A 21,274-nucleotide genomic window follows, 5' to 3' on the forward strand; every position below is an offset into this window, starting at 1 on the left:
ACCAAAATCATAGACTTGATTAACGCAGCTTTAATTCTTGGCGAACGCCCGCTACTATCGGCTCAGCCTCGCGATTTGGGAGCGCTTTTCGCTCCCCCGCCGGGCATTAACCCAGCCAAGATTTCTTGGAGAGAGAGAGCCAATGAATTTCCAGTCCAACAAGCTGCGCGATGCCGTTCTGGTCGCGCTCGTTGCCGGTGTGGCGTCCACTGCCACCGCCCAGGCCCAGGAAGCGACCAACCTTGACCGCATCTCGGTCACCGGTTCGCGCATCAAGAGCACCGACATCGAAACCTCGCAGCCGGTCCTGAGCCTGACCCGCGCCGACATCGAAAAGCAGGGCGTGACCTCGGTCGCCGACATCCTGCAGCGCGTTGCCGCCAACGGTGCCGCCCTGAACCGTACGTTCAACAACGGCGGTGATGGTTCGTCCGGCATCAGCCTGCGCAACCTCGGTTCTGCACGCACCCTGGTGCTGGTCAACGGCCGCCGCTGGACCACCGGCCTGGATGGCAGCGTCGATCTGAACACCATCCCGACCGCGATGATCGAGCGCATCGACATCCTGAAGGACGGTGCATCGACCATCTACGGTTCGGACGCCATCGCCGGCGTGGTGAACATCATCACCAAGCAGAACTTCGATGGCGCGGAAGCCAACTTCTACAAGGGCCAGTACAGCGCTGGTGACGGCGAGCGCGAAGCAGCCGACTTCACCATCGGCACCACCACCGACCGTGCGTCGCTGATGCTGGGTGTCTCCTACGTGAAGGAAGACAAGGTCATGGCTGGCGATCGCAAGATCTCCGCCGGTGGCCCGCCGTTCTTCGACGGCCAGAGCAGCACCGGCATGCCGGGTTCCTACCTGCGCAATGACGAGCGCTATGTCCAGATCAATGGCGTGGAAACGCCGTTCAACGCCAATGTCCACGGCTACAACACCGCACCGGACAACTACCTGCTGACGCCGCAGGAACGTACCTCGCTGTTCGCATCGGGCTCGTACAACATCACCGACAACGTCACCTTCCGCACCGAGGCGATGTACAACGAGCGCAAGTCCGAGCAGCTGCTGGCCGCCATGCCCGTCACCGGCATGCGCCTGAGCAAGGACAGCATGTACAACCCGACCGGTGAAGACCTGACCGGCGTCAACCGTCGCTTCAACGAGAGCGGCGGCCGTTCGTTCAACCAGAACGTCAAGAACTGGCACTTCTACGGTGGTTTCGAAGGCTTCTTCGAATTCGCCGATCGCAACTTCGACTGGGATGTCGGCTACCGCTACGACAAGACCGACCAGAACGACCTGACCTACGGCCTGTTCAACCTGGCCAACCTGCGTAACGCCTACGGCCCGTCCGAGCTTCGTGGCGGCGTGCCGGTGTGCGTTACCGCTCCGGGTGGCGACATCATCTCGGGCTGCGTACCGGTCAATGCGTTGGGTCCGGAAGGCTCGATCAGCCAGGGCGCCATCGACTACACCTCGTTCACCGCCCACGATTCCTCCAACCTGGTATCCAAGGGCTACTACGCCAACATCTCCGGCGAGATCGCCCAGTTGCCGGCAGGTGCCCTGGCGTTCGCTGCGGGCTACGAGTACCGCAAGGAATCCGGCCAGTTCGATCCGGACGCCTTCATTGCTGCGGGCCTGAGCACCGGCAACGGCGCCAAGCCGACCAAGGGCAGCTATGACCTGGATGAGTTCTTCCTGGAACTGTCGATCCCGGTGCTGGCCGATCTGCCGGGCGCCAAGCTGCTCGACTTCAGCGCGGCAACCCGCTACTCGAAGTACAGCAACTTCGGCAACACCACCAACAACAAGTTCGGCTTCCGCTGGAAGCCGATCGACGACCTGATGATCCGCGGCAACTACTCGGAAGGCTTCCGCGCGCCGAGCATCAGCAACCTGTTCGCAGGCGATGGCGATTCGTTCGAAACCTACGCCGATCCGTGTGCGGCCGCCAACGGCCCGACCGGTGCAGTGCTGGCGCAGTGTATTGCCCAGGGTGTTCCGGCTGGCTTCGTGCAGCCCAATACCCGCGACGATGATGGCGTGCCGCAGTCCGGTGCCGCGCAGACCGCCGAGCCGTTCACCTGGAAGTCCAACCCGAACCTGAAGCCGGAAACCTCGACCAGCAAGACGCTGGGCCTGGTGTGGAGCCCGAGCTTCGTGACCGGCCTGAACGTCACGCTGGACTGGTGGCAGATCAAGATCGAGGACGCCATCACCCGTCCGGCGATCCAGGACATCATGAACTACTGCTACGGCGGCTCGCCGGCTGAGCAGGCAGCCTACTGCGGCCTGATCACCCGTGACCCGGCCTACGGCACCACCGCCGAGCACTACACCATCACCAACGTCAACATGCCGCTGCAGAACCTGGCATCGTACAAGGTGGAAGGTTGGGATCTGGGCATCCTGTACCGCCTGCCGGAAACCTCGATCGGCCAGTTCACCGTCACCCTCGACAGCACCTACCTGAGCAAGTGGGAAACCAAGGCCACGGAAGACTCGCAGGTCGAAGGTCGCCAGGGACGTTACCTTGACCAGGATCCGTACTGGCGCATCCGTTCCAACCTGTACGTCGACTGGTCCTATGGTGATTTCGGCGTCAACTACGGCCTGCGTTACAAGTCGGGGATGACCGAGTCCTGCCTGCTGGGTGGTTCGCTGCGCAACTACTGCTCGGATCCCGAGAACCGCGAAAACCACATGGGCGCCACGACCTACCACGACGTCCAGTTCCGCTATAACACGCCGTGGAAGGGCACCATCATGGTCGGCCTGAACAACGTGTGGGACAAGAACCCGCCGGTCTCGTACTCGACCTCGTACAACATGTTCGACCCGCAGTACGACCTGCCGGGCCGCTACATGTACATGCAGTACAAGCAGAAGTTCTGATCGATCCACTGATCAGCTGATGCAGCAACGGCCCCGCAAGGGGCCGTTGCTCTTTGTGCCTCCGGCAATACGTGTGGCACGCAAGAAAAAAGCCGCGGCAATGCCGCGGCTTTCTCGTGACCAGATACGGCGATCTTCAACCGTTCGGAATCAGCGTCTCGATGAGATGCTCGACATAGGCCTCGAAATCCTCGCGCGCCTGCTTGGGCTGCTGCAGCTGCAGCGACAGCTGGAGGAAGCCGACATAGGCCGCGTACGCCAGGCGTGCGCGGTGGCGCGCATCGGTCGAGCTGAGCCCTGCCTGGCGGAACGAGGCGATCAGATAGTCGAGGCGGCGCTGCGACACGCGGTCGATCACCGGACGCACCATCGGATGGTCCAGTGCCTTCAGCAGCTCGCTGTAGATGATGTGCGGCTGCACTTCATGCGCCACCATCTGGAACAGCTGGCGCAGGCGCACGCGCGGGTCCGGCACGTCTTCCAGGCTGCCGAACACCTGTTCCTGTTCGAACAGTTCCCAGCGTTCCAGCGCGGCCTGCAGCAAGGCGTCACGCGAGGGGAAATGCCAATAGAAACTGCCCTTGGTCACGCCGAGGCGCCGCGCCAGCGGTTCCACCGCAACGGCGCCTACGCCTTGTTCAGCAATCAGGTCGAGGGCCGCCTGGGCCCAGTCTTCGGCACTCAGGCGGCTGTTGCGGCCGGCGCGCGGTTCGCCGGCGGAAGCGTCAGGTTGATTCATGGGCTGATTTAACCATACGCCGGGGTTCGTTGCAGTACGCCGTTGCGGGCGAAACCGTCAAAGGGCTCTCCCGCAGGGCTGCCGCACCGCACCATACGATGCAGTATTGACTTCCCTCACAAGCGATCCATACTAGCAAGTATGGTTACGTCCCCTACTCCCGCTGCGTTCCATGACCTGCACCTGGAGGCGGCCCATGGTGCCCGCCTCGCCGCCACTGCCAGCGACCACGGTCGTCGTGGCCGGGTGCTGTTCGCGCACGGTTTCGGCCAGACCCGTCACGCCTGGAATGCCACCGCGCGTGCCCTGTCTGCAGCCGGCCTGCAGACGCTGGCTTATGACGCACGTGGTCACGGCGATTCGGACTGGAATGCCGCCGACCTGCCCTATCACGGCGAACAGTTCGCCGATGACCTGATCGTGCTGGCTGGCGAACAGCCACGCCCGCCGGTGCTGGTTGCGGCCTCGATGGGGGGCCTGTTCGGTCTGCTGGCCGAGTCGCGCTGGCCGGGCCTGTTCTCGGCGATGGTGCTGGTCGACATCACCCCGCGCTGGGATACCGCCGGTGTCGAGCGCATCCTCGCCTTCATGACCGCCCATCCCGACGGCTTCGCCTCGCTGAGCCAGGCCGCCGACGTGATCTCGGCCTACATGCCGCACCGTCCGCGCAAATCCGAGCAGTCGCTGCGCGCGCTGCTGCGCGAAGACGGTCACGGCCGCTGGCGCTGGCACTGGGATCCGCGCCTGGTGGCCGAACTGGCCCGCGACAGCGAACAGCACCAGGACGCACTGGCCGAAGCCGCGCGCCAGGTAAAGTGCCCGCTGCTGCTGGTCAGCGGCGGTCGCAGCGATCTGGTCACGCCGCAGACCGTGGCCGAATTCCTGGCGTTGGCGCCGCACGCGCGCCATGTACAGCTGCCGCAGGCCACGCACATGGTCGCCGGCGATGACAACGACGCCTTTACCGCTACTGTGTTGGACTATCTGGACGTGTTGCCCGCAGCAGACGCTGCGGCTTCGTCCGCCACAAACGAGCACGTCACCGGAGCACGCTCATGAGCATCGTTCTTCCCTTCCTCGCCCTGCTGCTGGCAGGCGCGTTCGTCGCCTACCACCGCATGCGGCTGGTTACCTGGACGCTGATCAGCGTGGCCCTGCTGGCCGCCTGCTGGTTCATTCCCTACGTCAACCAGACCGCCACGATCGTCGCAGCCGCTGTATTGGCCGTCATCGCCGTGCCGCTGCTGCTGCCGTTCATCCGCAAGCCGCTGCTGACCGGCCCGATGATGAAGGTGTTCCGCAAGGTGCTGCCGCCACTGTCGCAGACCGAGCGCATCGCGCTGGAAACCGGCTCGGTCGGTTTCGAGGGTGAACTGTTCACCGGTGATCCGGACTGGAACATCCTGCTCAACTATCCCAAGCCGCAGCTGACCGCCGAAGAACAGGCCTTCCTCGATGGCCCGGTGGAAGAGCTGTGCGCCATGGTCAACGACTGGGAAATCACCCACGTCCACGCCGACCTGCCGCCGGAACTGTGGGCCTTCATCAAGAAGAACAAGTTCTTCGGCATGATCATCCCGAAGGAATACGGCGGCCTGGGCTTCTCCGCGCTGGCCCACCACAAGGTGATCCAGAAGCTGGCGTCGGTGTCTTCGGTGGTCAGCTCCACCGTCGGCGTGCCCAACTCGCTGGGCCCGGGTGAACTGCTGGTGCATTACGGCACCCAGGAACAGAAGGACCAGTATCTGCCGCGCCTGGCCGATGGCCGCGAAGTGCCGTGCTTCGGCCTGACCGGTCCGTTCGCCGGCTCCGACGCCACCTCGATTCCGGACTACGGCATCGTCTGCAAGGGCGAGTGGAACGGCGAGCAGGTGCTCGGCGTCAAGCTGACCTTCGACAAGCGCTACATCACCCTGGCCCCGGTTGCCTCGCTGATCGGCCTGGCCTTCCGCATGTACGATCCGGATGGCCTGATCGGCGATACCCGCGACATCGGCATCACCCTGGGCCTGCTGCCGCGCGACACCGCCGGTGTTGAAATCGGCCGCCGCCACTTCCCGCTGAACTCGACGTTCCAGAACGGTCCGATCCGCGGCAAGGACGTGTTCATTCCGCTGACCCAGCTGATCGGTGGCGCTGCCATGGCCGGCAAGGGCTGGAACATGCTCAACGAGTGCCTGGCCGTGGGCCGCTCGATCACCCTGCCGTCCACCGCCAGTGGTGGTGCCAAGGCCGGTGCCGCCGTGACCGGCGCCTATGCACGCATCCGCAAGCAGTTTGGCCTGTCGGTCGGCCGCTTCGAAGGCGTGGAAGAAGCGCTGGCCCGCATCGGCGGCAAGGCGTACAAGATCAGCGCACTGTCGCAGGCCACTGCGGCGGCGGTTGACCGTGGTGACGTGCCGTCGGTGCCGTCGGCGATCGCCAAGTACCACTGCACCAACATGAGCCGCGAAGTGATCTCGGACATGATGGACGTGATCGGCGGCAAGGGCATCATCCTGGGGCCGCGCAACTTCGCCGGCCGCAGCTGGCAGGCCGCGCCGATCGCGATCACCGTGGAAGGCGCCAACATCATGACCCGCAGCCTGCTGATCTTCGGCCAGGGTGCGATCCTCTGCCACCCGTGGGTGCTGAAGGAAATGAAGGCTGCGCAGGATCCGGATACCCGTGCCGGCCTGCAGGAGTTCGATCGCAGCCTGTTCGGCCACATCCGCTATGGCCTCTCCAATGCCGTGCGTTCGTTCTGGTTCGGCCTGACCGGTGCACGCTTCGGTGCTGCCCCGGGTGACGCCTACACCCGCCGCTACTTCCGCAAGCTGGACCGTTACTCGGCCAACCTGGCGCTGATGGCCGACATCTCGATGATGACCCTCGGCGGCAAGCTGAAGTTCAAGGAATCGCTGTCCGGCCGCCTGGGCGATGTGCTGAGCCACGTCTACATGACCAGCGCCATGCTCAAGCGCTACCACGACGAAGGCGCACCGCAGGCCGACCAGCCGCTGCTGGCCTGGGCCTTCCATGACAGCGTGCACAAGATCGAAGAATCGCTGTCGGCCGCGCTGCGCAACTTCCCGATCCGTCCGATCGGTTGGCTGATGTGGGCGTTGATCTTCCCGCTGGGCCGTCGTGCCGAGGCCCCCGGCGACCGCCTGAGCCGCCGTGTTGCCGCTCTGCTGATGGCGCCGAACGAAGCCCGCGACCGTCTGGCCAGCGGCGTGTTCCTGACCCCGTGCGAGAACAACCCGGGCGGCCGTATCAACAGCTACCTGAGCAAGGCGATCATGGCCGAGCCGGTGGAGCGCAAGTTCCTGAAGGCGCTGAAGAGCAAGGGCATCGAAGCGCTGGACTTCAAGAGCCAGCTGGACGAGGCCGTGGCCGAAGGCGTCATCACCCAGGACGAGCGCAGCCTGCTGGAAGAACTGCGCACGCTGACCCTGGACACCATCACCGTGGACGACTTCGACACTCACGAACTGCGCGCGGCCAGCTACTACGACCGCCAGCACAAGGACCCGCATTCGCAGGCGGCCTGATCGCCCGCGACACGCGTTGCCACGACGGCGGGCCTCGGCCCGCCGTCGCTTTATCCGCCGACCGGAACATCAACCATGTCCACGCCCCTGCTCTCGCTTTACCACCGCCTGCAGCGCTGGCCTGCCGGCAACTGGCTGTTCTCGCGCGCGGTGTGCTTCAAGGCGCCCTACTTCGCCAGCATCGCACCCACCATCACCGCACTGGAGCCAGGCCGCTGCGAAGGCGTGATCCGCCAGCACCGCCGCATCAACAACCACATCGGCACGGTACATGCGATCGCGATGTGCAACCTGGCCGAGCTGGTCGGCGGGGTGATGGTGGACGCCAGCCTGCCGGCAGACATGCGCTGGATCCCCAAGGGCATGGAAGTGAAATACCAGGCCAAGGCCTTGGGCACGTTGAAGGCCGTGGCGACGCCCATGTTGTCCATCGTCAGTGCTGCGGACGGCTACGACCTGCCCGTGAAGGTCAGCGTGACCGATGCGGCAGGGACCGAGGTGTTCCATGCGACCATCGCGATGTGGGTATCGCCGCGCCCTCCGCGCACAGGCTGATCAACCATGACGACCGCTGAACTGCTTGTGCGCCTGGCAGGCATTCACAGCCTGGGGTTTGCCGCCTTCCATCTGGCGTTCTGGCGGCTGTTCGGCTGGAAACGCGAGCTCGCCCAGCTCGGCACAGTCAACCGCGCGATCATGCAGATCCTCAATCTGCGCGTGATCTATGTGTTCCTGGGAATGGGGCTGATTGCGCTGATCTTTGCCCCGGACCTGGTCGACACTCGTCTGGGGTTGGTCCTGCTGGGTTTCATGGCCGTGTTCTGGGTGGGCCGCGCGCTTGAACAATTCGTCTTCCTGCGCATCAACGACTGGCGCATACACCTGCTGACGGGCCTGTTCGTGCTGGGTGCGGCGCTGCATGCCGTGCCAATGTGGCTGGGCTTCATGCGCGCCATCAGCCGCTGAGCGGCGGCGCCTGCCAGCACGCGCCGACTTCAGAACGCTCGCGACACCAGTGCCAGGATCGCCGGCACCGCCTGGATCATGAAAATGCGCCGACTCACGCTGTAGGCGCCATAGCACCCGGCCACCACCACGCAGGCCAGCGAGAACGTCACCAGCACCGGCTGATCGATCACCAGCCCCACCACGATGCCCGCCGCCAGGAAGCCGTTGTACAGGCCCTGGTTGGCCGCCAGCACGCGCGTGGTCTCTGCCTTCTCGGGCGTGTTGCGGAAGGTCTTCAGGCCCAGCGGGCGGGTCCACAGGAACATTTCCAGCACCAGAAAATAGACGTGCAGCAGGGCGACCAGCAGAGTCAGGGCGAGTGCGATCCAGTACATGGGCGGTTCCTTGGATAGATGGATGGGGTGATGGGGTCAGAGCCCTCTCCGTGGGAGAGGGAGCCGACCCCGCGCGGCTCAGCGGTCGCGCGGCAGCTTCTTTTCTTCGCGCAGCACACCGAATGCGGCGGCGGTCATGCACGCGGCAACCACCACGCCGCCGATGAACACCACGTGTGAACCAAACAACGACAAGCCCTTGTGCACCCACGCAAAGCTCAGGTCCGCGCCGCGGTACACCACGGTATCGATGGCCGCACCGGCCTTGTAGCGCCACTGCCGGTCCACGCGGGTATAGATGGTTTCGCGTGCCGGCTTGGCCAATGCGAACTCGCTGGCGCGGGTCATCACCTGCACCACTGCGACCATCAACGGCATGGGTGAAGCGGCAAGCACCGAAAAGCCGATCAGGATCGCAAAACCAGGGATCAACAGGGCCGGCGCGATACCGTGGCGCGACAGCAGCCAGCGGGTCAGGCCGAGCTGCATCAGCAGCGCCAGTGCGTTCACCGCCAGGTCGATACGCGAGAAGAAGGCCGTGGCAGCGCCTGCATCGTTGAACGCCGCACGCACGATGCTGGCCTGCTGGTTGTACAACAGGGTGCCCACGCCCACACCGAACACCACCATGATCGCCAGCCAGCGCAGCAACGGCTCACGCACGATCAGTTTCAGACCGTCCAGCACGCTGCCCCCCATCGGCTGCTCGCCGGATACCAGCTGCTGCTCCTGCTCACGCAGCACCGCCCAGTGCCGTAGTCGCCAGATGCTCAACAGGCAGATGGCGAGGAATCCGGCCGAGACCAGCATCAGGTTGGCGATGCCCACACGCTGCACCAGTGCACCGGTGATGATCGGCCCGAGAAAGGCACCGATGGTGCCGGCCGCGCCGATGTAACCGTAGAAGGCACGTGCCTGCGCGTTGGAAAACACATCGGCCATGAAGCTCCAGAACACCGCCACCGCGAACAGGTTGAAGACGGTGATCCAGAAAAAGAACGCCATGCCGCGGCCTGGCACACCGCTGTCGAACAGTACGTAGAAACCCAGCAAGGTGACGATGAAGAACCCATACACCGCCGGCAGGAACACCCGCCGTGGGAAGCGGCTGACCAGCCAGCCGTACACCGGCTGCAGCACCAGCATGATCACGAACACGCAGGAGAACAGGAACTGCAGGACGAAATCCTTCAGCGCGATGCCATGGCTGGCGAACCAGGCGATCAGCATCGGCGGGAACACCGTTTCCAGGTCGGCCGAGGCGGCCATCGCCTCACGCACCGGGCGCAGCACGTAGTAGCCGCTGAGCAGGCAGAAGAAGTACAGGAACGACCACCACAGCGCCGGCGACTCACGCAGTGCCGCCGTCAGCCCACGCAACGGCCCCTTGTCCTTCACCGCGCTCACGCGGTGTCCCTCGCCAGAAGACGGCGGTTGGACAGCGGCATGGCAGGCTCCGGGGGCGGTGAAGCGCGTACGTTAGCCAATGCACTGCAACATCGCCAGCAGCAGCCTCGCAGAAGGCCGCAACGCAGTGTCACGGCCCCGCCCGGACGACACGTTCCGACACATGCTTTCGGGGTGTCAAAATTCCAACTTTTTCAACGAGATGCGCATTCATCTTCGCTTTGTTTGTGCACAAGGGAAAAGCGGCGCTAGAATCGCCATCAGCAGTCGCGCACGGGTCTCCACGATGAAAAAGAACAGCCTGCGTCGTCCGATCCGTTCGGCGGCCACCGGTTTGCTGGGCATGTTGATGCCCGTTGCCTTGTCCACCACCGCGCAGACCCCGCCGCCATTGCCGCCGATGCCGGCCAACATCGAATCCGCCGCCACCGCCGTCGCCCACACCCAGCCCGCCGCTTACCGCACCGGCCTGGTGCCGCAGGTGCAGCCGCCGGCGGCCGGCTTCAACGTGGCCAACATCGAATCGATGGCGCAGCAGCTCACCTATGGCGAGCGTGTGCCCGGCATGGCCGTGGCCATCGTGCAGGGTGGCCGCGTACTCAGCGCGCGTGGTTATGGCGTTACCGACGTCAACAACCCGCTGCCGGTCGACGCCCACACCGTGTTCCGCCTGGCATCGCTGTCCAAGGCCTTCGCCGGCACCATGGCCGGACTGCTGGTCAACGATGGCACGCTGCGCTGGGACAGCAAGGTCACCGACTACGTGCCGGGCTTCCGCCTGAACTCTCCGGAAGCGACCGATCGCCTGACCGTGGCCGACGTGCTCAGCCACCGCGTCGGCCTGCCGTACAACGCCTACGACCGCGACATCGAAGGCAACGCCGAGTACTACGCACTCACCCAGAAGCTGGCCAATACCAGCCTGAAGTGCCTGCCGGGCGACTGCTACGCCTACCAGAACGTGGCCTTCAGCCTGATCGGCGACGTGGTCTATGCCGCCTCGGGGAGCTTCTACGAGCAGTCGGTCGAGCGCCGCATCTTCAAGCCGCTGGGCATGAACGATGCCAGCCTCGGCCTGGCCGGCATCCAGGCCAGCTCACGCTGGGCGCGTCCGCACGTGCGCAGCCGCAATGGCTGGGTGTCGCTGACACCGAAGCCGACCTACTACCGCGTCGCCCCGGCCGCCGGCGTCAACGCCAGCGCCAGCGACATGGCGCAGTGGCTGCTGGCCCACACCGGCCATCGCCCGGACGTGCTGCCGGCACCGCTGCTGGCCACCCTGCATTCGAGCCTGATCAACACCCCGGGCGAAATGCGTTCGGGCTGGCGCCGCGAGCGCCTGCATTCGGCCGGCTACGCACTGGGCTGGCGCACCTTCGACTACGCCGGCCACGATGTGGTGTTCCATGCCGGTGCCGTGCAGGGCTATCGCGGCCTGGTCGCGCTGGTGCCGGAACGCGATCTCGGCATCGCCATCATGTGGAACGGCGAAAGCGGCCTGCCCAGCGGCCTGCTGCCGACGGTGCTCGATTCCGCGCTCGGCCTGCCGACGCAGCGCTGGCTGGACGTGGACACCGACTTCGGCAGCGACAACCTGATGGCCGAAGGCGCGAGCCCGGCACAGCAGGACAAGCGCAAGGGCAAGGGTGCTTCGAGCAACCGTGCGGTGGCCTCGCCGCGCTGAGTTGGCGGGCTTCATCGTGTGTGCGAAGGGCGGCCTGCGGGTCGCCCTTTTTAGTGGCAGTTGTAGAGCAAAGCAATCGAGCAGTGCTCGACTCTACAAACGGAAGGCTAATGCGCGAAGTAGTGCATGCCGCCATCCACCGGAATCACCGCGCCGGTGATGTAGCCGGCCAAGGGCGAGGCCAGAAAGGCCACCAGCGGCGCCACTTCCTCCGGATCACCAAAACGCCCGATCGGAATGTTGCGTTCGATGAACTCACGCCGGCTTTCCTCGGTTGGATGCAGCCGGTCCCGGATCTGAGCACTGTTGATGCGTCCCGGCGCGATTGCATTGACCGTGATGCCCTGTGAGGCCAGCGCCGACGACAGCCCTTTGCTCCACAGATGCAACGCCGCCTTCGCCGCCGTGGCAGCATTCACCGCGCGCGGTTCCATTGAACCGCTGAGGTTGATCACCCGCCCCCAGCCCTGCGCCTGCATCGCCGGCAGCAGTGCCTGGGTCAGGCGTCGTGCCGAAGAGAAGTTCAAGGCCATGGCTTCCTCCCAGACATCGTCCCCCGCATCCACCGTGGTCGGCCGGCCTCCTCCAGCCGCATTGACGAGGATGTCGACACGCGTCAGTGCCGCCGAGGCTGCATCCGCAATGTGGCGTACCTGCTCCGCATCGGTGAGGTCGCCCAGCAGGACGATCGGTGCCGGCGCGCCTGCAGATTCGATCTCCGCCGCCAGTGCATGCAGCGGCTCGGCACGCCGTGCGCTGATCGCAATGCGTACTCCCTGGGCCGCCAGCAGCCTGGCCACACCGGCACCGATGCCACTGCCCGCCCCGGTGACCAGCGCGGTACGCCCTTCAAGCCCCAGATCCATGATGTTCTCCCAATCCGCCAGCCGGTACATCCGGCCCGTCCAGTACATGCTGTTTGATCACCCCTGATTGATAAACTCCGCGCAGGTTTCAGCATTCAACACCCGGGGTGTCAGATGAATCTGCTGGAGAGCATGCAGGTCTACGTGCTGATCGTGGACAAGGGCAGCCTCAGCGCTGCGGCGGCGGCGATGGATATCTCGGCGACGATGGCCGGCAAGCACCTGCGTGCGCTGGAAGCACGGCTGGGAATGCAGCTGTTGAGCCGTACTACCCGGCGCCAGCACATGACGCCCTTCGGCGAGGACTACTACACCCGCTGCCGGGAGATCCTGCGGCTGGTGGAAGAAACGGACGCACAGGCGCAGCACCAGCAGCTGGCACCGGCGGGCACGTTGCGCATCAGTGCGCCGGTGATCTTCGGCACGCACGCACTGGTACCGGCACTGGCCGAATACATGGCGCGCCATCCGGATGTCCGGGTCGAAGTCACGCTGAGCGACCGCGTGGTCGACCTCGCCGAGGAGGGTTTCGAAGCGGCGCTGCGCATCGGCACGCTGGCCGACAGCAGCATGCTGGTGGCGCGTGCGCTGGCACCGTATCGCTTGATGATGTGCGCATCGCCGGCGTACCTGGCCAGGCATGGCACGCCTCGCAGCCTGCGCGACCTCGCCCTGCATCAGTGCCTGTCCTTCGAACCGAGCGCACTCGCACAGTGGCTGCAGGCCGACGCTGGCGAACTCGAGCGTGTGCCCGGCGGCCGGCTGCAGATCAACAACGGCGAAGCGCTGCGCACGGCAGCGCTGCACGGGCTGGGCATCGTGCTGCAGTCGGCACTGCTGCTGGCTGCCGACATCGACACCGGACGCCTGGTGCAGCTGTTCCCTGAGTTCGGCCAGACCGGTCGGCCGATGCACGTGGTCTACGCCCACGATCGCTACCACTCGACCCGCCTGCGCAGCTTCCTGGACTTCCTGATAGAGCGCTTTCCACCGGCCCCGCACCGCTAGCGTCGACCGTCAGAAAAGCAGTCGAGCACGGCTCGACCCTGCAAACGGCCCATAAAAAAACCCCCTCCCCGCTGGGCAGTCAGGGAAGGGGGTTTCAGGATGCGGCTATCGGGAAGTACTTAGATCAGCGGCGCCGGGGTTGCCGGCAGAGCGACCGGAGCAGCCTTCTTCTTGCGGGCGGCCGGCTTGCGCTTGGCAACCTTCTTCGCTGCCTTCTTCGGGGCAGCCTTCTTGGTCGCCTTCTTCGCGGTCTTCTTTACTGCCTTCTTGGCGGTCTTCTTGACGGCCTTCTTGGCAGTGGCCTTCTTCGCGACCTTCTTGGCCGGCTTGCGGGCCGTTGCCTTCTTGGCAGTCTTCTTGGTGGCCTTCTTGGCTACCTTCTTGACGGCCTTCTTCGCGGTCTTCTTGACGGCCTTCTTGGCAGTGGACTTCTTGGCTACCTTCTTCGCCGCCTTCTTCACTGCCTTCTTCGCAGTGGTCTTCTTGGCGACCTTCTTCGCAGCCTTCTTAACTGCCTTCTTGGCGGTCGCCTTCTTCGCGACCTTCTTCACTGCCTTCTTGGCAGCGGCCTTCTTCGCGACCTTCTTCACCGCTTTCTTGGCGGCGGGCTTCTTCTTCGCAGCTTTCTTGGTTGCCATGGGATGGCTCCTCGTCAGTGATAGGGAGTTGAAACGCCCAGGTGGATCAAACCCGCGGATGCTGCGTGCGGGGACCGCCGGCGCGTCAGGCGCGCCGTTACGGATGCGGCAATGCCCGCCTCGATCGGCGGAGCGGACATCGGAACGGGAGTTGCCTTGCATTTCTCCGGGGGAAGCGGGGCCATGTCCACCGTCATCAGGGTCGCGGTGGTCTTGAAGGGGCTGCTTCGCATCGGACGATTGATTCTGCGCACTCGGTTGGGCAGGCAAGGTCTGCTGAGGCGAAACCTAATCACGGTTTTTTTTACTGTCAACAACCCCCGCGAAAAATTTTCACATCCGCGCCATCCCGGACGCCGCCCTCGCCACCGCCGTGCGCGCCCTGCAACGACCATTGAAGCGGCGCGCACGCGCGCCGCATACGACGAAGTCGATGCGCTCTCTGAACAAAAAACACTTGAAATAAGCACTCTGCGCAGATAGGCACATGTTCCGGACAACAGCGCACGTGCATCGCCGATGGTCACCCGCACCGTGGCCGACGCCAGCACAACGGGGCCGCAACGGGGGGCGAAAAGTTTTCACATTCGATCGCTTCGGCGCGGGGCGGAAACGCGGATTTGCGCAAAACTGCGCACGCTGATCGGCACCGTTCGTCTGTCGGCTGATGCCACGCCGAGGGTGCAGAGCGAACCCGCCGTCATGAGTCCGACGCACTCGCCAAAACCAAAACGGCCACCCGAAGGTGGCCGTTCCAGAACCCGGAAGTGACGACTCAGTGGTCGTCGTTTTCCAGGGCTTCGGCATACGCGTCCGGATCCAGCAGTTCGTTGACCTCTTCAGCGTTGGTCAGTTCGACCACGAACATCCAGCCTTCGCCGTAGGCATCTTCATTGATGGTTTCCGGCTTGTTGGACAGCGCCGAGTTGACCTCGACGACCTTGCCGCTGATCGGGCTGTAGACGTCCGAGGCGGCCTTCACCGACTCGACAACGGCGATCTGCTCGCCCGCCTTTGCGTCGGCGCCGACTTCCGGCAGTTCGACGTAGACCAGGTCACCCAGCAGGCCCTGGGCGTGGTCGGAAATACCGACGGTGACACGGCCATTGCCTTCGACACGGGCCCACTCATGGGACTTGAGGAACTTGAGGTCGCCGGGGATCTCGCTCATGGGACTGCTCCAGAGATATGCAGGGGTGGAAAAAACGGGGCTAGTGTAACCAACCGGCCGCCACTGCTGTCAGTGACGATCGGCAGTTTCGGATCAGGCGTCGGCGAGCACGCCGGGCTGGGCCTGGCCTTCGCGCACGAACGGGAACTTGACCACGCGCACCGGCACCTGCCGGCCACGGATGTCGACGGTGACCTCGCCGAGTTCACCGGCCGGTACACGGGCGAAGGCGATGCCCTTGGCCAGGGTCGGCGAGAAGGTGCCGGACAGGATCTCGCCCTGGCCGCCGGCGGTGGTCACCGCCTGACCATGGCGCAGCACGCCCTTCTCGTCCATCACCAGACCGATCATCTGACGCGCGGTGCCGGCAGCCTTCTGCGCTTCCAGCACGTCGCGGCCGATGAAGTCGCGACCTTCGTCCAGCGACACGGTCCAGGCCAGCGCCGCTTCGTACGGGCTGATCTCTTCGTCCATGTCCTGGCCGTACAGGTTCATGCCGGCTTCCAGGCGCAGCGTGTCGCGTGCGCCGAGGCCGGCCGGCTTCACGCCCGCCGCCAGCAGGCGGTTCCAGAACGCGACCACGGCGTCCTGCGGCAGCAGGATTTCGAAGCCGTCTTCGCCGGTGTAACCGGTACGGGCGACAAACAGTTCGACACCATCATCGGACCGCACCTGCAGGGCGGCGAAACGGCCCAGCTTGGCCAGCGCTGCGCGATCGCTTTCGCGGGCCAGGCCGATGACGATGTCGCGTGCCTGCGGGCCCTGCACGGCAAGGATGGCCAGGTCCGGGCGCTGCTCGACGGTGACGCCGAACGGTGCAGCCTGCTCGCGCAGCCAGGCCAGGTCCTTCTCGCGGGTGGAGGCATTGACCACCATGCGGAAGAAATCGTCGCCCAGGTAGTAGACGATCAGGTCGTCGATGACGCCGCCGCGCGGATTCAGCATGCACGAGTACAGTGCCTTGCCGGTCACCTTCAGCTTGTCGACCGAGTTGGCCAGCAGGCGGCGCAGGAACGGCTTGACCTGGTCACCGCGCAGGTCGACCACGGTCATGTGGCTGACGTCGAACACACCCGACTCGCGACGAACGAGGTGGTGCTCGTCGAGCTGCGAGCCGTAGTGGATGGGCATGTCCCAACCCCCGAAATCGACCATCTTGGCGCCAAGGGCGCGGTGGGTATCGTTGAGCAGCGTCTTCTGGGTCATGACCGGGTCCGGCAGCAGAGGAAACAAGAATCCCCATTATCCCAGATCGGTCGCCCGCAGGCGTGCCGCAGCGCAGCGGCCATCTGCAAGCACACCTCATGCGACCGCGCCCGCTGGCCTTGACGACCCGCGGACGCGGCCAAACCACCGCAGCCTCAGCCCTGGGCCATGGCCTCGACCACCAGCACCGTGCCCTGCACGCTGCGCACCCGCACCCACGTACCTGCAGGCAACTCCGGACCGCTCACCTGCCAGGACGCATCGTCAATGCTGACCCGTCCCTGGCCGCCGATGATGGCCTGCTGCAATGCGACCTCCCGGCCGACCAGCTGCTCGGCACGGCGGTTGAGCAACGGCGCATCGCTGGGCCGTGCCCGCGGCCTCCCCCAGCGCCGGTAGCACTGGATCGAGACCACACTCAGCAGGACGAAGGCGATCACCTGCCACAACAGTGGAATGTCGCTGAACACCGCAACCAGTACGAACGCTGCCGCCGCGCCAATGCCGATCCACAGCATGAACGCACCCGGCGCCAGCGCTTCGGCCGCGAACAGCAGCAGCGCCAGCGCGCCCCAACCGACGACTTCCCAGCGCATGTCAGCCTCCGAGCGGCGGCGGCCGCTTGCCGGCGGCCTTGTTGTCCTGGCTGGCCAGCGCCTGCTTCGCCAGTTCGGCCACGCCCGCGATCGAACCGATCACGCCACTGGCCTCCATCGGCATCAGCACCAGCTTCTGGTTCGGCGAACTGGCCAGCTCCTTGAACGCTTCCACGTACTTCTGCGCGACGAAATAGTTGATCGCCTGCACGTCACCCTCGGCAATCGCCGCCGACACCACCTTGGTCGCCATCGCTTCGGCCTCGGCCAGGCGCTCGCGCGCCTCGGCATCGCGGAACGCGGCTTCGCGACGGCCTTCGGCTTCCAGCACGGTGGCCTGCTTCTCGCCATCGGCGCGCAGGATCTCCGACTGCCGTGAACCCTCTGCCTCGAGGATCTGCGCGCGCTTTTCGCGCTCGGCCTTCATCTGCCGCGCCATCGCATCCAGCAGATCGCGCGGCGGCTGGATGTCGCGGATCTCGATGCGGTTGACCTTCACGCCCCAGGGATTGGTGGCATGGTCGACCACGCTCAGCAGCTGGGCATTGATCACCTCGCGCTGGCTGAGCGATTCATCCAGATCCATCGAACCGATCACGGTACGGATGTTGGTCTGCACCAGGGCGATCATCGCCACTTCCAGGTTGGCCACCTCATAGGCGGCCTTGGCGGCATCCAGTACCTGGAAGAACACCACGCCGTCCACGCGCACGGCGGCGTTGTCCTTGGTGATCACTTCCTGGCTGGGCACGTCCAGCACCTGCTCCATCATGTTCACCTTGCGCCCCACCCCGTACACGATCGGGATCAGGAAATGCAGGCCGGGGGTCATGGTGTGCGTGTAGCGCCCGAAGCGCTCGACGGTCCACTCGTAGCCCTGGGGCACCATCCGTACTGCCTTGAACAGGATCACCACGGCCACGAAGGCCAGTACCACGGTAAAGAACATGGTCGGGAACATCTTGCTTTCCTTATCTATGACGTCCAGGCCCCAGCATAGCGCGTGAAGGCCACATTCACAGCGGAGCTACCAGGGCACGCGCCCGCGCAGGATGTCGGCGAACATCACCCAGTCGCCCATGAACGAGTACAGCGGGTGCTGGAAGGTGGCCGGGCGGTTCTTCTCGAAGAAGAAATGGCCGACCCAGGCGAAGCTGTAACCGCAGAACAGGGCGGCCAGCAACAGCACCGGCTGCCCGCGCAGGATCGCTGCAACGACCAGCAGCAGCACGCCGCAGCTGCCGACGAAGTGCAGCCGGCGCGATACCGGGTGGCGGTGCTCGCTGAGATAGAACGGATAGAACTCGCGGAAGCTGGCGAAGCGGGACATGTGCGTGTTCCGGGGGCCGTGGTCACCGCCATCATGCGCCTTCCCGGGAGGGAAAGCGGCCTGGACGGCGTGGCCGATTCTGACAAGGCAGTGCACGATCCGGTGGCGCTGCCTTTGTAGCGTCGAGCCATGCTCGATTGGCCCTCCCAGTTGCAGTCGAGCATGGCTCGACGCTACATAAGAGCGGAAGCGGTCGAGCCTGGCTCGACGCTACAAAAGCCGAAGCGGCCGAGCATGGCTCGACGCTACACCGGGGGCGTGCGCGGCCCGAACATGATCACCGCCATGCCGGCCAGGCACAGGGCTGCGCCGAACAGGTCCCAGCGGCTGGGGCGGATGCCATCGACCAGCCACAGCCAGAACAGCGCGGTGCCGATGTAGACACCACCGTAGGCCGCATAGACCCGGCCACTGGCGGTCGGGTGCAGGGTCAGCAGCCAGGCGAACAGGGCCAGGCTGGCGGCAGCCGGCAGCAGCAGCCACACGCTGCCGCCCTTGCGCAGCCACAACCACGGCAGGTAGCAGCCGACAATTTCGGCCAGCGCGGTCAGCAGGAACAGCGCGAGCGTCTTCACGCCTTCTCCGCCGCCTTGGCGTGCTGCCACAGTGCTTCCTGCGCATCCAGGTCCATCGACGCCAGCGCTCCACCCTGGGCGTCAGCCTGCGCTTCCATCGCACGGAAGCGGCGTTCGAACTTGTGGTTGGCCCCGCGCAGCGCCGCACCCAGATCGATATCGGCATGGCGTGCCAGGTTGGCGCAGACGAACAGCAGATCGCCCAGCTCTTCCTGCAGGCGCGCTTTGTTGCCGGCAATATCGCCGCGCTCGAACTCCTCGCGCAGCTCCTGCAGTTCCTCCGCCGCCTTGTCCAGCACCGGCAGCGGGCCCGGCCAGTCGAAACCGACCTTGGCCGCGCGCGACTGCAGCTTCACTGCCCGCTGCCATTCCGGCAGGCCACGCGAGATGCCGGCCAGCGCGGAAGTGTCCTGCTCTCCTTTGGCGACTCGCTCGGCGCGCTTGATCGCATCCCAGTTGCGCGTCACCCCGTCGGCGTCATCGACGCTGACATCGGCGAACACGTGCGGGTGGCGGCGCTGCATCTTGTCGCTGATCGCGCGCGCGACCTCGGCGAAGGCGAAGGCGCCCTGCTCCTCGGCCATGCGCGCATGGAACACCACCTGCAGCAGCAGGTCGCCCAGCTCATCGCAGAGATCATCCAGGTCGCCACGGTCGATCGCATCGGCCACCTCGTAGGCTTCCTCGATGGTGTACGGCGCGATGGTCGCGAAGTTCTGTTCCAGGTCCCAGGGGCAGCCGCCCTGCGGATCGCGCAGGCGCGCCATGATCGCCAGCAGGCGTTCCAGTTCGTTGCTGGCTGCACTGCCGGCGATGGGGGTGTCATGCGCGCTCATGCGGCCTCCAGGGTCAGTCGGACAACCAGTCGCGCCAGGGCAGGCTGGTATCACCAAGGGCAATGAAATCGCCGTTCAACAGGGTCTCGCGGCGGTTGTAGCGGAACGGCTTGCCGGTCGCCGCCGACAGCACCGCGCCACCGGCGGCGTGCAGCACGCACTGGCCGGCGGCGGTGTCCCATTCGGAGGTCGGGCCCAGACGCGGATAGACATCCAGACCACCTTCGGCGATCCGGCAGAATTTCAGCGACGAGCCCTGCGCGATGGTCTCGATGCGGCCCATGCGCGCCAGCAGCGCCTCGGTTTCCGGTGAGCGGTGCGAGCGGCTGGCGGCAACCCGCAGCGGTGCGGTGGCCGGCGTGCGGGTGCGCAGCACGGTGTCGTGCAGGCCCTGCCGGCGATAGGCCAGCTCGCCGCGCATGGCATGCCAGACGATGCCCGTCACCGGGGCCAACACCACGCCGAAGGCCGGTGCGCCCTGGTAGATCAGCGCGATGTTGACGCTGAACTCGCCGTTGCGCTTGACGAACTCACGGGTGCCATCGAGCGGATCGACCAGCCAGTAGGCGCCCCAGTGGCGGCGCTGCTCCCAGGGTACCTGCGCCGATTCCTCGGACAGGATCGGCAGATCCGGGGTCAGCTGCTGCAGGCCCTGCTCGATGACCTGGTTGGCGGCCAGGTCGGCGGCGGTGACCGGGCTGTTGTCGTCCTTGAGCTGCACGTCGAAGCCATCGGCATAGACCTGCATGATGGCCTGTCCGGCTTCCTGGGCAATGGCGATGGCGGTCTCGCGCAGGTCCGTGGTCAGTTTGATCATCGCAATCCCTGCAGCCACTGGCGGGCAATGAACAGCGCCGCCAGCGAGCGTCCCTCGGAGAAGTCCTCGCGCAGCATCAGCTGGTCCAACTCGGCCAGCTTCCACGGGACGACTTCCAGCTCTTCCGGCTCGTCGCCGGCCAGCTTTTCCGGGTACAGGTCGCGCGCCACCACCAGCCACGACTGGTGGCTCATGTAGGTCGGGGCCAGGGTCATCGCGCGCAGCACGTCCACCCGGCGCGCGCCGTAACCGGCCTCTTCCTTCAGTTCGCGGTCGGCGGCCTGCTCGGGGGTCTCGCCGGCATCGATCCGGCCCTTGACCAGGCCCAGTTCGTAGCGGTGCATGCCGGCGGCGTATTCACGTACCAGCAGCACGGTTTCGTCGTCGAGCATCGGCACCACCACCACCGCGCCATGCCCCCGGCTGACCAGCCGCTCGAAGCGGCGGCGTTCGCCGTTGGAGAACTCCAGGTCCAGGTGCTGGCGCTGGAAGGGACCGTTCTCCTCATCGGTGATCCGATGGATGATCGGCAAGCGACGGCCGGCACGGTCATCGTTCATGCGGAATCTCCGCGGCGGCCGGCGCCTGCGCCGGGGCCGATAGAATGTGCAGGCAGCAAC

General features: G+C 65.3%; 22 protein-coding genes. 8 read left to right on the plus strand and 14 right to left on the minus strand.

Going from position 1 to position 21,274, the window contains the following annotated elements; translation table 11 throughout:
• Nucleotides 1-142 precede the first annotated feature (142 nt).
• Nucleotides 143-2,905, plus strand: coding sequence for a TonB-dependent receptor plug domain-containing protein (locus tag MG068_RS15835; protein WP_132810634.1), 2,763 nt, complete (start codon nucleotides 143-145; stop codon nucleotides 2,903-2,905).
• Nucleotides 2,906-3,041: 136 nt separating this feature from the next.
• On the opposite strand, the gene MG068_RS15840 is transcribed toward MG068_RS15835, so the two are convergent.
• Nucleotides 3,042-3,644 carry a TetR/AcrR family transcriptional regulator gene (locus tag MG068_RS15840; RefSeq protein ID WP_006464233.1) on the minus strand — a complete coding sequence of 201 codons (603 nt, stop codon included), beginning with the start codon at nucleotides 3,642-3,644 and terminating at the stop codon, nucleotides 3,042-3,044.
• A gap of 141 nt (nucleotides 3,645-3,785) precedes the next feature.
• Between MG068_RS15840 and MG068_RS15845 the strand changes: the two genes are divergently transcribed.
• The 4 genes from MG068_RS15845 (at nucleotide 3,786) to MG068_RS15860 (ending at nucleotide 8,143) form a co-directional block, all read left to right on the plus strand.
• Nucleotides 3,786-4,703: an alpha/beta fold hydrolase gene (locus MG068_RS15845; protein WP_032130065.1), complete on the plus strand. Its 918-nt coding sequence runs from the start codon at nucleotides 3,786-3,788 to the stop codon at nucleotides 4,701-4,703.
• Nucleotides 4,700-7,177, plus strand: coding sequence for an acyl-CoA dehydrogenase (locus MG068_RS15850; RefSeq protein ID WP_071228206.1), 2,478 nt, complete (start codon nucleotides 4,700-4,702; stop codon nucleotides 7,175-7,177). Before MG068_RS15845 ends, MG068_RS15850 begins: the two co-directional genes overlap by 4 nt.
• Before the next feature lie 75 nt (nucleotides 7,178-7,252).
• Nucleotides 7,253-7,732 (plus strand): hotdog fold domain-containing protein, encoded by a 480-nt coding sequence (locus MG068_RS15855; RefSeq protein ID WP_121504652.1) that lies wholly within the window; start codon nucleotides 7,253-7,255, stop codon nucleotides 7,730-7,732.
• Between the two features lie 6 nt (nucleotides 7,733-7,738).
• On the plus strand, nucleotides 7,739-8,143 hold the full coding sequence (locus MG068_RS15860; protein ID WP_132810635.1) for a hypothetical protein: 405 nt from the start codon (nucleotides 7,739-7,741) through the stop codon (nucleotides 8,141-8,143).
• A 29-nt stretch (nucleotides 8,144-8,172) separates the two neighbouring features.
• Here MG068_RS15860 and MG068_RS15865 read toward each other — a convergent pair whose 3' ends face one another.
• Together MG068_RS15865 and MG068_RS15870 are read right to left on the minus strand one after the other, a co-directional pair.
• Complete coding sequence (locus MG068_RS15865) at nucleotides 8,173-8,520, minus strand: DUF1304 domain-containing protein (RefSeq protein ID WP_132810636.1); 348 nt, start codon at nucleotides 8,518-8,520, stop codon at nucleotides 8,173-8,175.
• 78 nt (nucleotides 8,521-8,598) lie between these two features.
• The gene (locus MG068_RS15870) at nucleotides 8,599-9,927 is read right to left on the minus strand and encodes an NTP/NDP exchange transporter (protein ID WP_132810637.1); all 1,329 of its coding nucleotides are present in this window, start codon (nucleotides 9,925-9,927) and stop codon (nucleotides 8,599-8,601) included.
• 286 nt (nucleotides 9,928-10,213) lie between these two features.
• Between MG068_RS15870 and MG068_RS15875 the strand changes: the two genes are divergently transcribed.
• Nucleotides 10,214-11,611, plus strand: a complete 1,398-nt coding sequence (locus tag MG068_RS15875; RefSeq protein WP_132810638.1) for a serine hydrolase domain-containing protein — start codon at nucleotides 10,214-10,216, stop codon at nucleotides 11,609-11,611.
• A gap of 107 nt (nucleotides 11,612-11,718) precedes the next feature.
• Here the strand turns inward: MG068_RS15875 and MG068_RS15880 are convergent, their stop codons facing one another.
• Nucleotides 11,719-12,477 carry an SDR family NAD(P)-dependent oxidoreductase gene (locus tag MG068_RS15880; RefSeq protein ID WP_049400632.1) on the minus strand — a complete coding sequence of 253 codons (759 nt, stop codon included), beginning with the start codon at nucleotides 12,475-12,477 and terminating at the stop codon, nucleotides 11,719-11,721.
• Nucleotides 12,478-12,591: 114 nt separating this feature from the next.
• Here MG068_RS15880 and MG068_RS15885 point away from each other — a divergent pair, with 114 nt between their 5' ends.
• A complete protein-coding gene (locus MG068_RS15885) occupies nucleotides 12,592-13,485 on the plus strand; it encodes a LysR family transcriptional regulator (protein WP_132810639.1) in 894 nt (297 codons plus the stop codon).
• 119 nt (nucleotides 13,486-13,604) lie between these two features.
• On the opposite strand, the gene MG068_RS15890 is transcribed toward MG068_RS15885, so the two are convergent.
• Nucleotides 13,605-14,285, minus strand: a complete 681-nt coding sequence (locus MG068_RS15890) for a histone (protein WP_182266552.1) — start codon at nucleotides 14,283-14,285, stop codon at nucleotides 13,605-13,607.
• Nucleotides 14,286-14,306: 21 nt separating this feature from the next.
• Between MG068_RS15890 and MG068_RS15895 the strand changes: the two genes are divergently transcribed.
• On the plus strand, nucleotides 14,307-14,606 hold the full coding sequence (locus MG068_RS15895) for a hypothetical protein (protein WP_125895567.1): 300 nt from the start codon (nucleotides 14,307-14,309) through the stop codon (nucleotides 14,604-14,606).
• Nucleotides 14,607-14,898: 292 nt separating this feature from the next.
• On the opposite strand, the gene gcvH is transcribed toward MG068_RS15895, so the two are convergent.
• The 9 genes from gcvH to nudE form a co-directional block, all read right to left on the minus strand.
• Nucleotides 14,899-15,294: a glycine cleavage system protein GcvH gene (gene gcvH, locus MG068_RS15900; RefSeq protein ID WP_132810640.1), complete on the minus strand. Its 396-nt coding sequence runs from the start codon at nucleotides 15,292-15,294 to the stop codon at nucleotides 14,899-14,901.
• Between the two features lie 93 nt (nucleotides 15,295-15,387).
• Entirely contained in the window at nucleotides 15,388-16,500 is a 1,113-nt protein-coding gene (gene gcvT, locus MG068_RS15905; protein ID WP_071228209.1) for a glycine cleavage system aminomethyltransferase GcvT, read from the minus strand.
• 155 nt (nucleotides 16,501-16,655) lie between these two features.
• Nucleotides 16,656-17,096: an NfeD family protein gene (locus MG068_RS15910; RefSeq protein ID WP_132810641.1), complete on the minus strand. Its 441-nt coding sequence runs from the start codon at nucleotides 17,094-17,096 to the stop codon at nucleotides 16,656-16,658.
• 1 nt (nucleotide 17,097) lies between these two features.
• Nucleotides 17,098-18,057, minus strand: coding sequence for an SPFH domain-containing protein (locus MG068_RS15915; protein WP_005410704.1), 960 nt, complete (start codon nucleotides 18,055-18,057; stop codon nucleotides 17,098-17,100).
• A 66-nt stretch (nucleotides 18,058-18,123) separates the two neighbouring features.
• Nucleotides 18,124-18,426: an Mpo1-like protein gene (locus MG068_RS15920; RefSeq protein ID WP_049422150.1), complete on the minus strand. Its 303-nt coding sequence runs from the start codon at nucleotides 18,424-18,426 to the stop codon at nucleotides 18,124-18,126.
• Between the two features lie 245 nt (nucleotides 18,427-18,671).
• Nucleotides 18,672-19,001: a YnfA family protein gene (locus MG068_RS15925; RefSeq protein WP_032130110.1), complete on the minus strand. Its 330-nt coding sequence runs from the start codon at nucleotides 18,999-19,001 to the stop codon at nucleotides 18,672-18,674.
• Nucleotides 18,998-19,837 carry a nucleoside triphosphate pyrophosphohydrolase gene (gene mazG / locus MG068_RS15930; RefSeq protein WP_050509869.1) on the minus strand — a complete coding sequence of 280 codons (840 nt, stop codon included), beginning with the start codon at nucleotides 19,835-19,837 and terminating at the stop codon, nucleotides 18,998-19,000. The genes MG068_RS15925 and mazG overlap by 4 nt, the downstream gene beginning before the upstream one ends.
• 13 nt (nucleotides 19,838-19,850) lie before the next feature.
• Complete coding sequence (gene cysQ, locus MG068_RS15935; RefSeq protein ID WP_049400405.1) at nucleotides 19,851-20,654, minus strand: 3'(2'),5'-bisphosphate nucleotidase CysQ; 804 nt, start codon at nucleotides 20,652-20,654, stop codon at nucleotides 19,851-19,853.
• The gene (gene nudE / locus MG068_RS15940; RefSeq protein WP_010482713.1) at nucleotides 20,651-21,214 is read right to left on the minus strand and encodes an ADP compounds hydrolase NudE; all 564 of its coding nucleotides are present in this window, start codon (nucleotides 21,212-21,214) and stop codon (nucleotides 20,651-20,653) included. The genes cysQ and nudE overlap by 4 nt, the downstream gene beginning before the upstream one ends.
• Between the last annotated feature and the right edge of the window lie 60 nt (nucleotides 21,215-21,274).

Source organism: Stenotrophomonas sp. ASS1, assembly GCF_004346925.1.
GTDB classification, from domain to species: domain Bacteria; phylum Pseudomonadota; class Gammaproteobacteria; order Xanthomonadales; family Xanthomonadaceae; genus Stenotrophomonas; species Stenotrophomonas maltophilia_A.

Excerpts from the sequence above, each read along its gene's own strand:
- MG068_RS15835 (WP_132810634.1), top strand. The coding sequence starts at position 143 with ATGAATTTCCAGTCCAACAAGCTGCGCGATGCCGTTCTGGTCGCGCTC.
- MG068_RS15840 (WP_006464233.1), bottom strand. The coding sequence starts at position 3,644 with ATGAATCAACCTGACGCTTCCGCCGGCGAACCGCGCGCCGGCCGCAAC.
- MG068_RS15845 (WP_032130065.1), top strand. The coding sequence starts at position 3,786 with ATGGTTACGTCCCCTACTCCCGCTGCGTTCCATGACCTGCACCTGGAG.
- MG068_RS15850 (WP_071228206.1), top strand. The coding sequence starts at position 4,700 with ATGAGCATCGTTCTTCCCTTCCTCGCCCTGCTGCTGGCAGGCGCGTTC.
- MG068_RS15855 (WP_121504652.1), top strand. The coding sequence starts at position 7,253 with ATGTCCACGCCCCTGCTCTCGCTTTACCACCGCCTGCAGCGCTGGCCT.
- MG068_RS15860 (WP_132810635.1), top strand. The coding sequence starts at position 7,739 with ATGACGACCGCTGAACTGCTTGTGCGCCTGGCAGGCATTCACAGCCTG.
- MG068_RS15865 (WP_132810636.1), bottom strand. The coding sequence starts at position 8,520 with ATGTACTGGATCGCACTCGCCCTGACTCTGCTGGTCGCCCTGCTGCAC.
- MG068_RS15875 (WP_132810638.1), top strand. The coding sequence starts at position 10,214 with ATGAAAAAGAACAGCCTGCGTCGTCCGATCCGTTCGGCGGCCACCGGT.
- MG068_RS15880 (WP_049400632.1), bottom strand. The coding sequence starts at position 12,477 with ATGGATCTGGGGCTTGAAGGGCGTACCGCGCTGGTCACCGGGGCGGGC.
- MG068_RS15885 (WP_132810639.1), top strand. The coding sequence starts at position 12,592 with ATGAATCTGCTGGAGAGCATGCAGGTCTACGTGCTGATCGTGGACAAG.
- MG068_RS15890 (WP_182266552.1), bottom strand. The coding sequence starts at position 14,285 with ATGCAAGGCAACTCCCGTTCCGATGTCCGCTCCGCCGATCGAGGCGGG.
- MG068_RS15895 (WP_125895567.1), top strand. The coding sequence starts at position 14,307 with ATGTCCACCGTCATCAGGGTCGCGGTGGTCTTGAAGGGGCTGCTTCGC.
- gcvH (WP_132810640.1), bottom strand. The coding sequence starts at position 15,294 with ATGAGCGAGATCCCCGGCGACCTCAAGTTCCTCAAGTCCCATGAGTGG.
- gcvT (WP_071228209.1), bottom strand. The coding sequence starts at position 16,500 with ATGACCCAGAAGACGCTGCTCAACGATACCCACCGCGCCCTTGGCGCC.
- MG068_RS15910 (WP_132810641.1), bottom strand. The coding sequence starts at position 17,096 with ATGCGCTGGGAAGTCGTCGGTTGGGGCGCGCTGGCGCTGCTGCTGTTC.
- MG068_RS15915 (WP_005410704.1), bottom strand. The coding sequence starts at position 18,057 with ATGTTCCCGACCATGTTCTTTACCGTGGTACTGGCCTTCGTGGCCGTG.
- MG068_RS15920 (WP_049422150.1), bottom strand. The coding sequence starts at position 18,426 with ATGTCCCGCTTCGCCAGCTTCCGCGAGTTCTATCCGTTCTATCTCAGC.
- mazG (WP_050509869.1), bottom strand. The coding sequence starts at position 19,837 with ATGAGCGCGCATGACACCCCCATCGCCGGCAGTGCAGCCAGCAACGAA.
- cysQ (WP_049400405.1), bottom strand. The coding sequence starts at position 20,654 with ATGATCAAACTGACCACGGACCTGCGCGAGACCGCCATCGCCATTGCC.
- nudE (WP_010482713.1), bottom strand. The coding sequence starts at position 21,214 with ATGAACGATGACCGTGCCGGCCGTCGCTTGCCGATCATCCATCGGATC.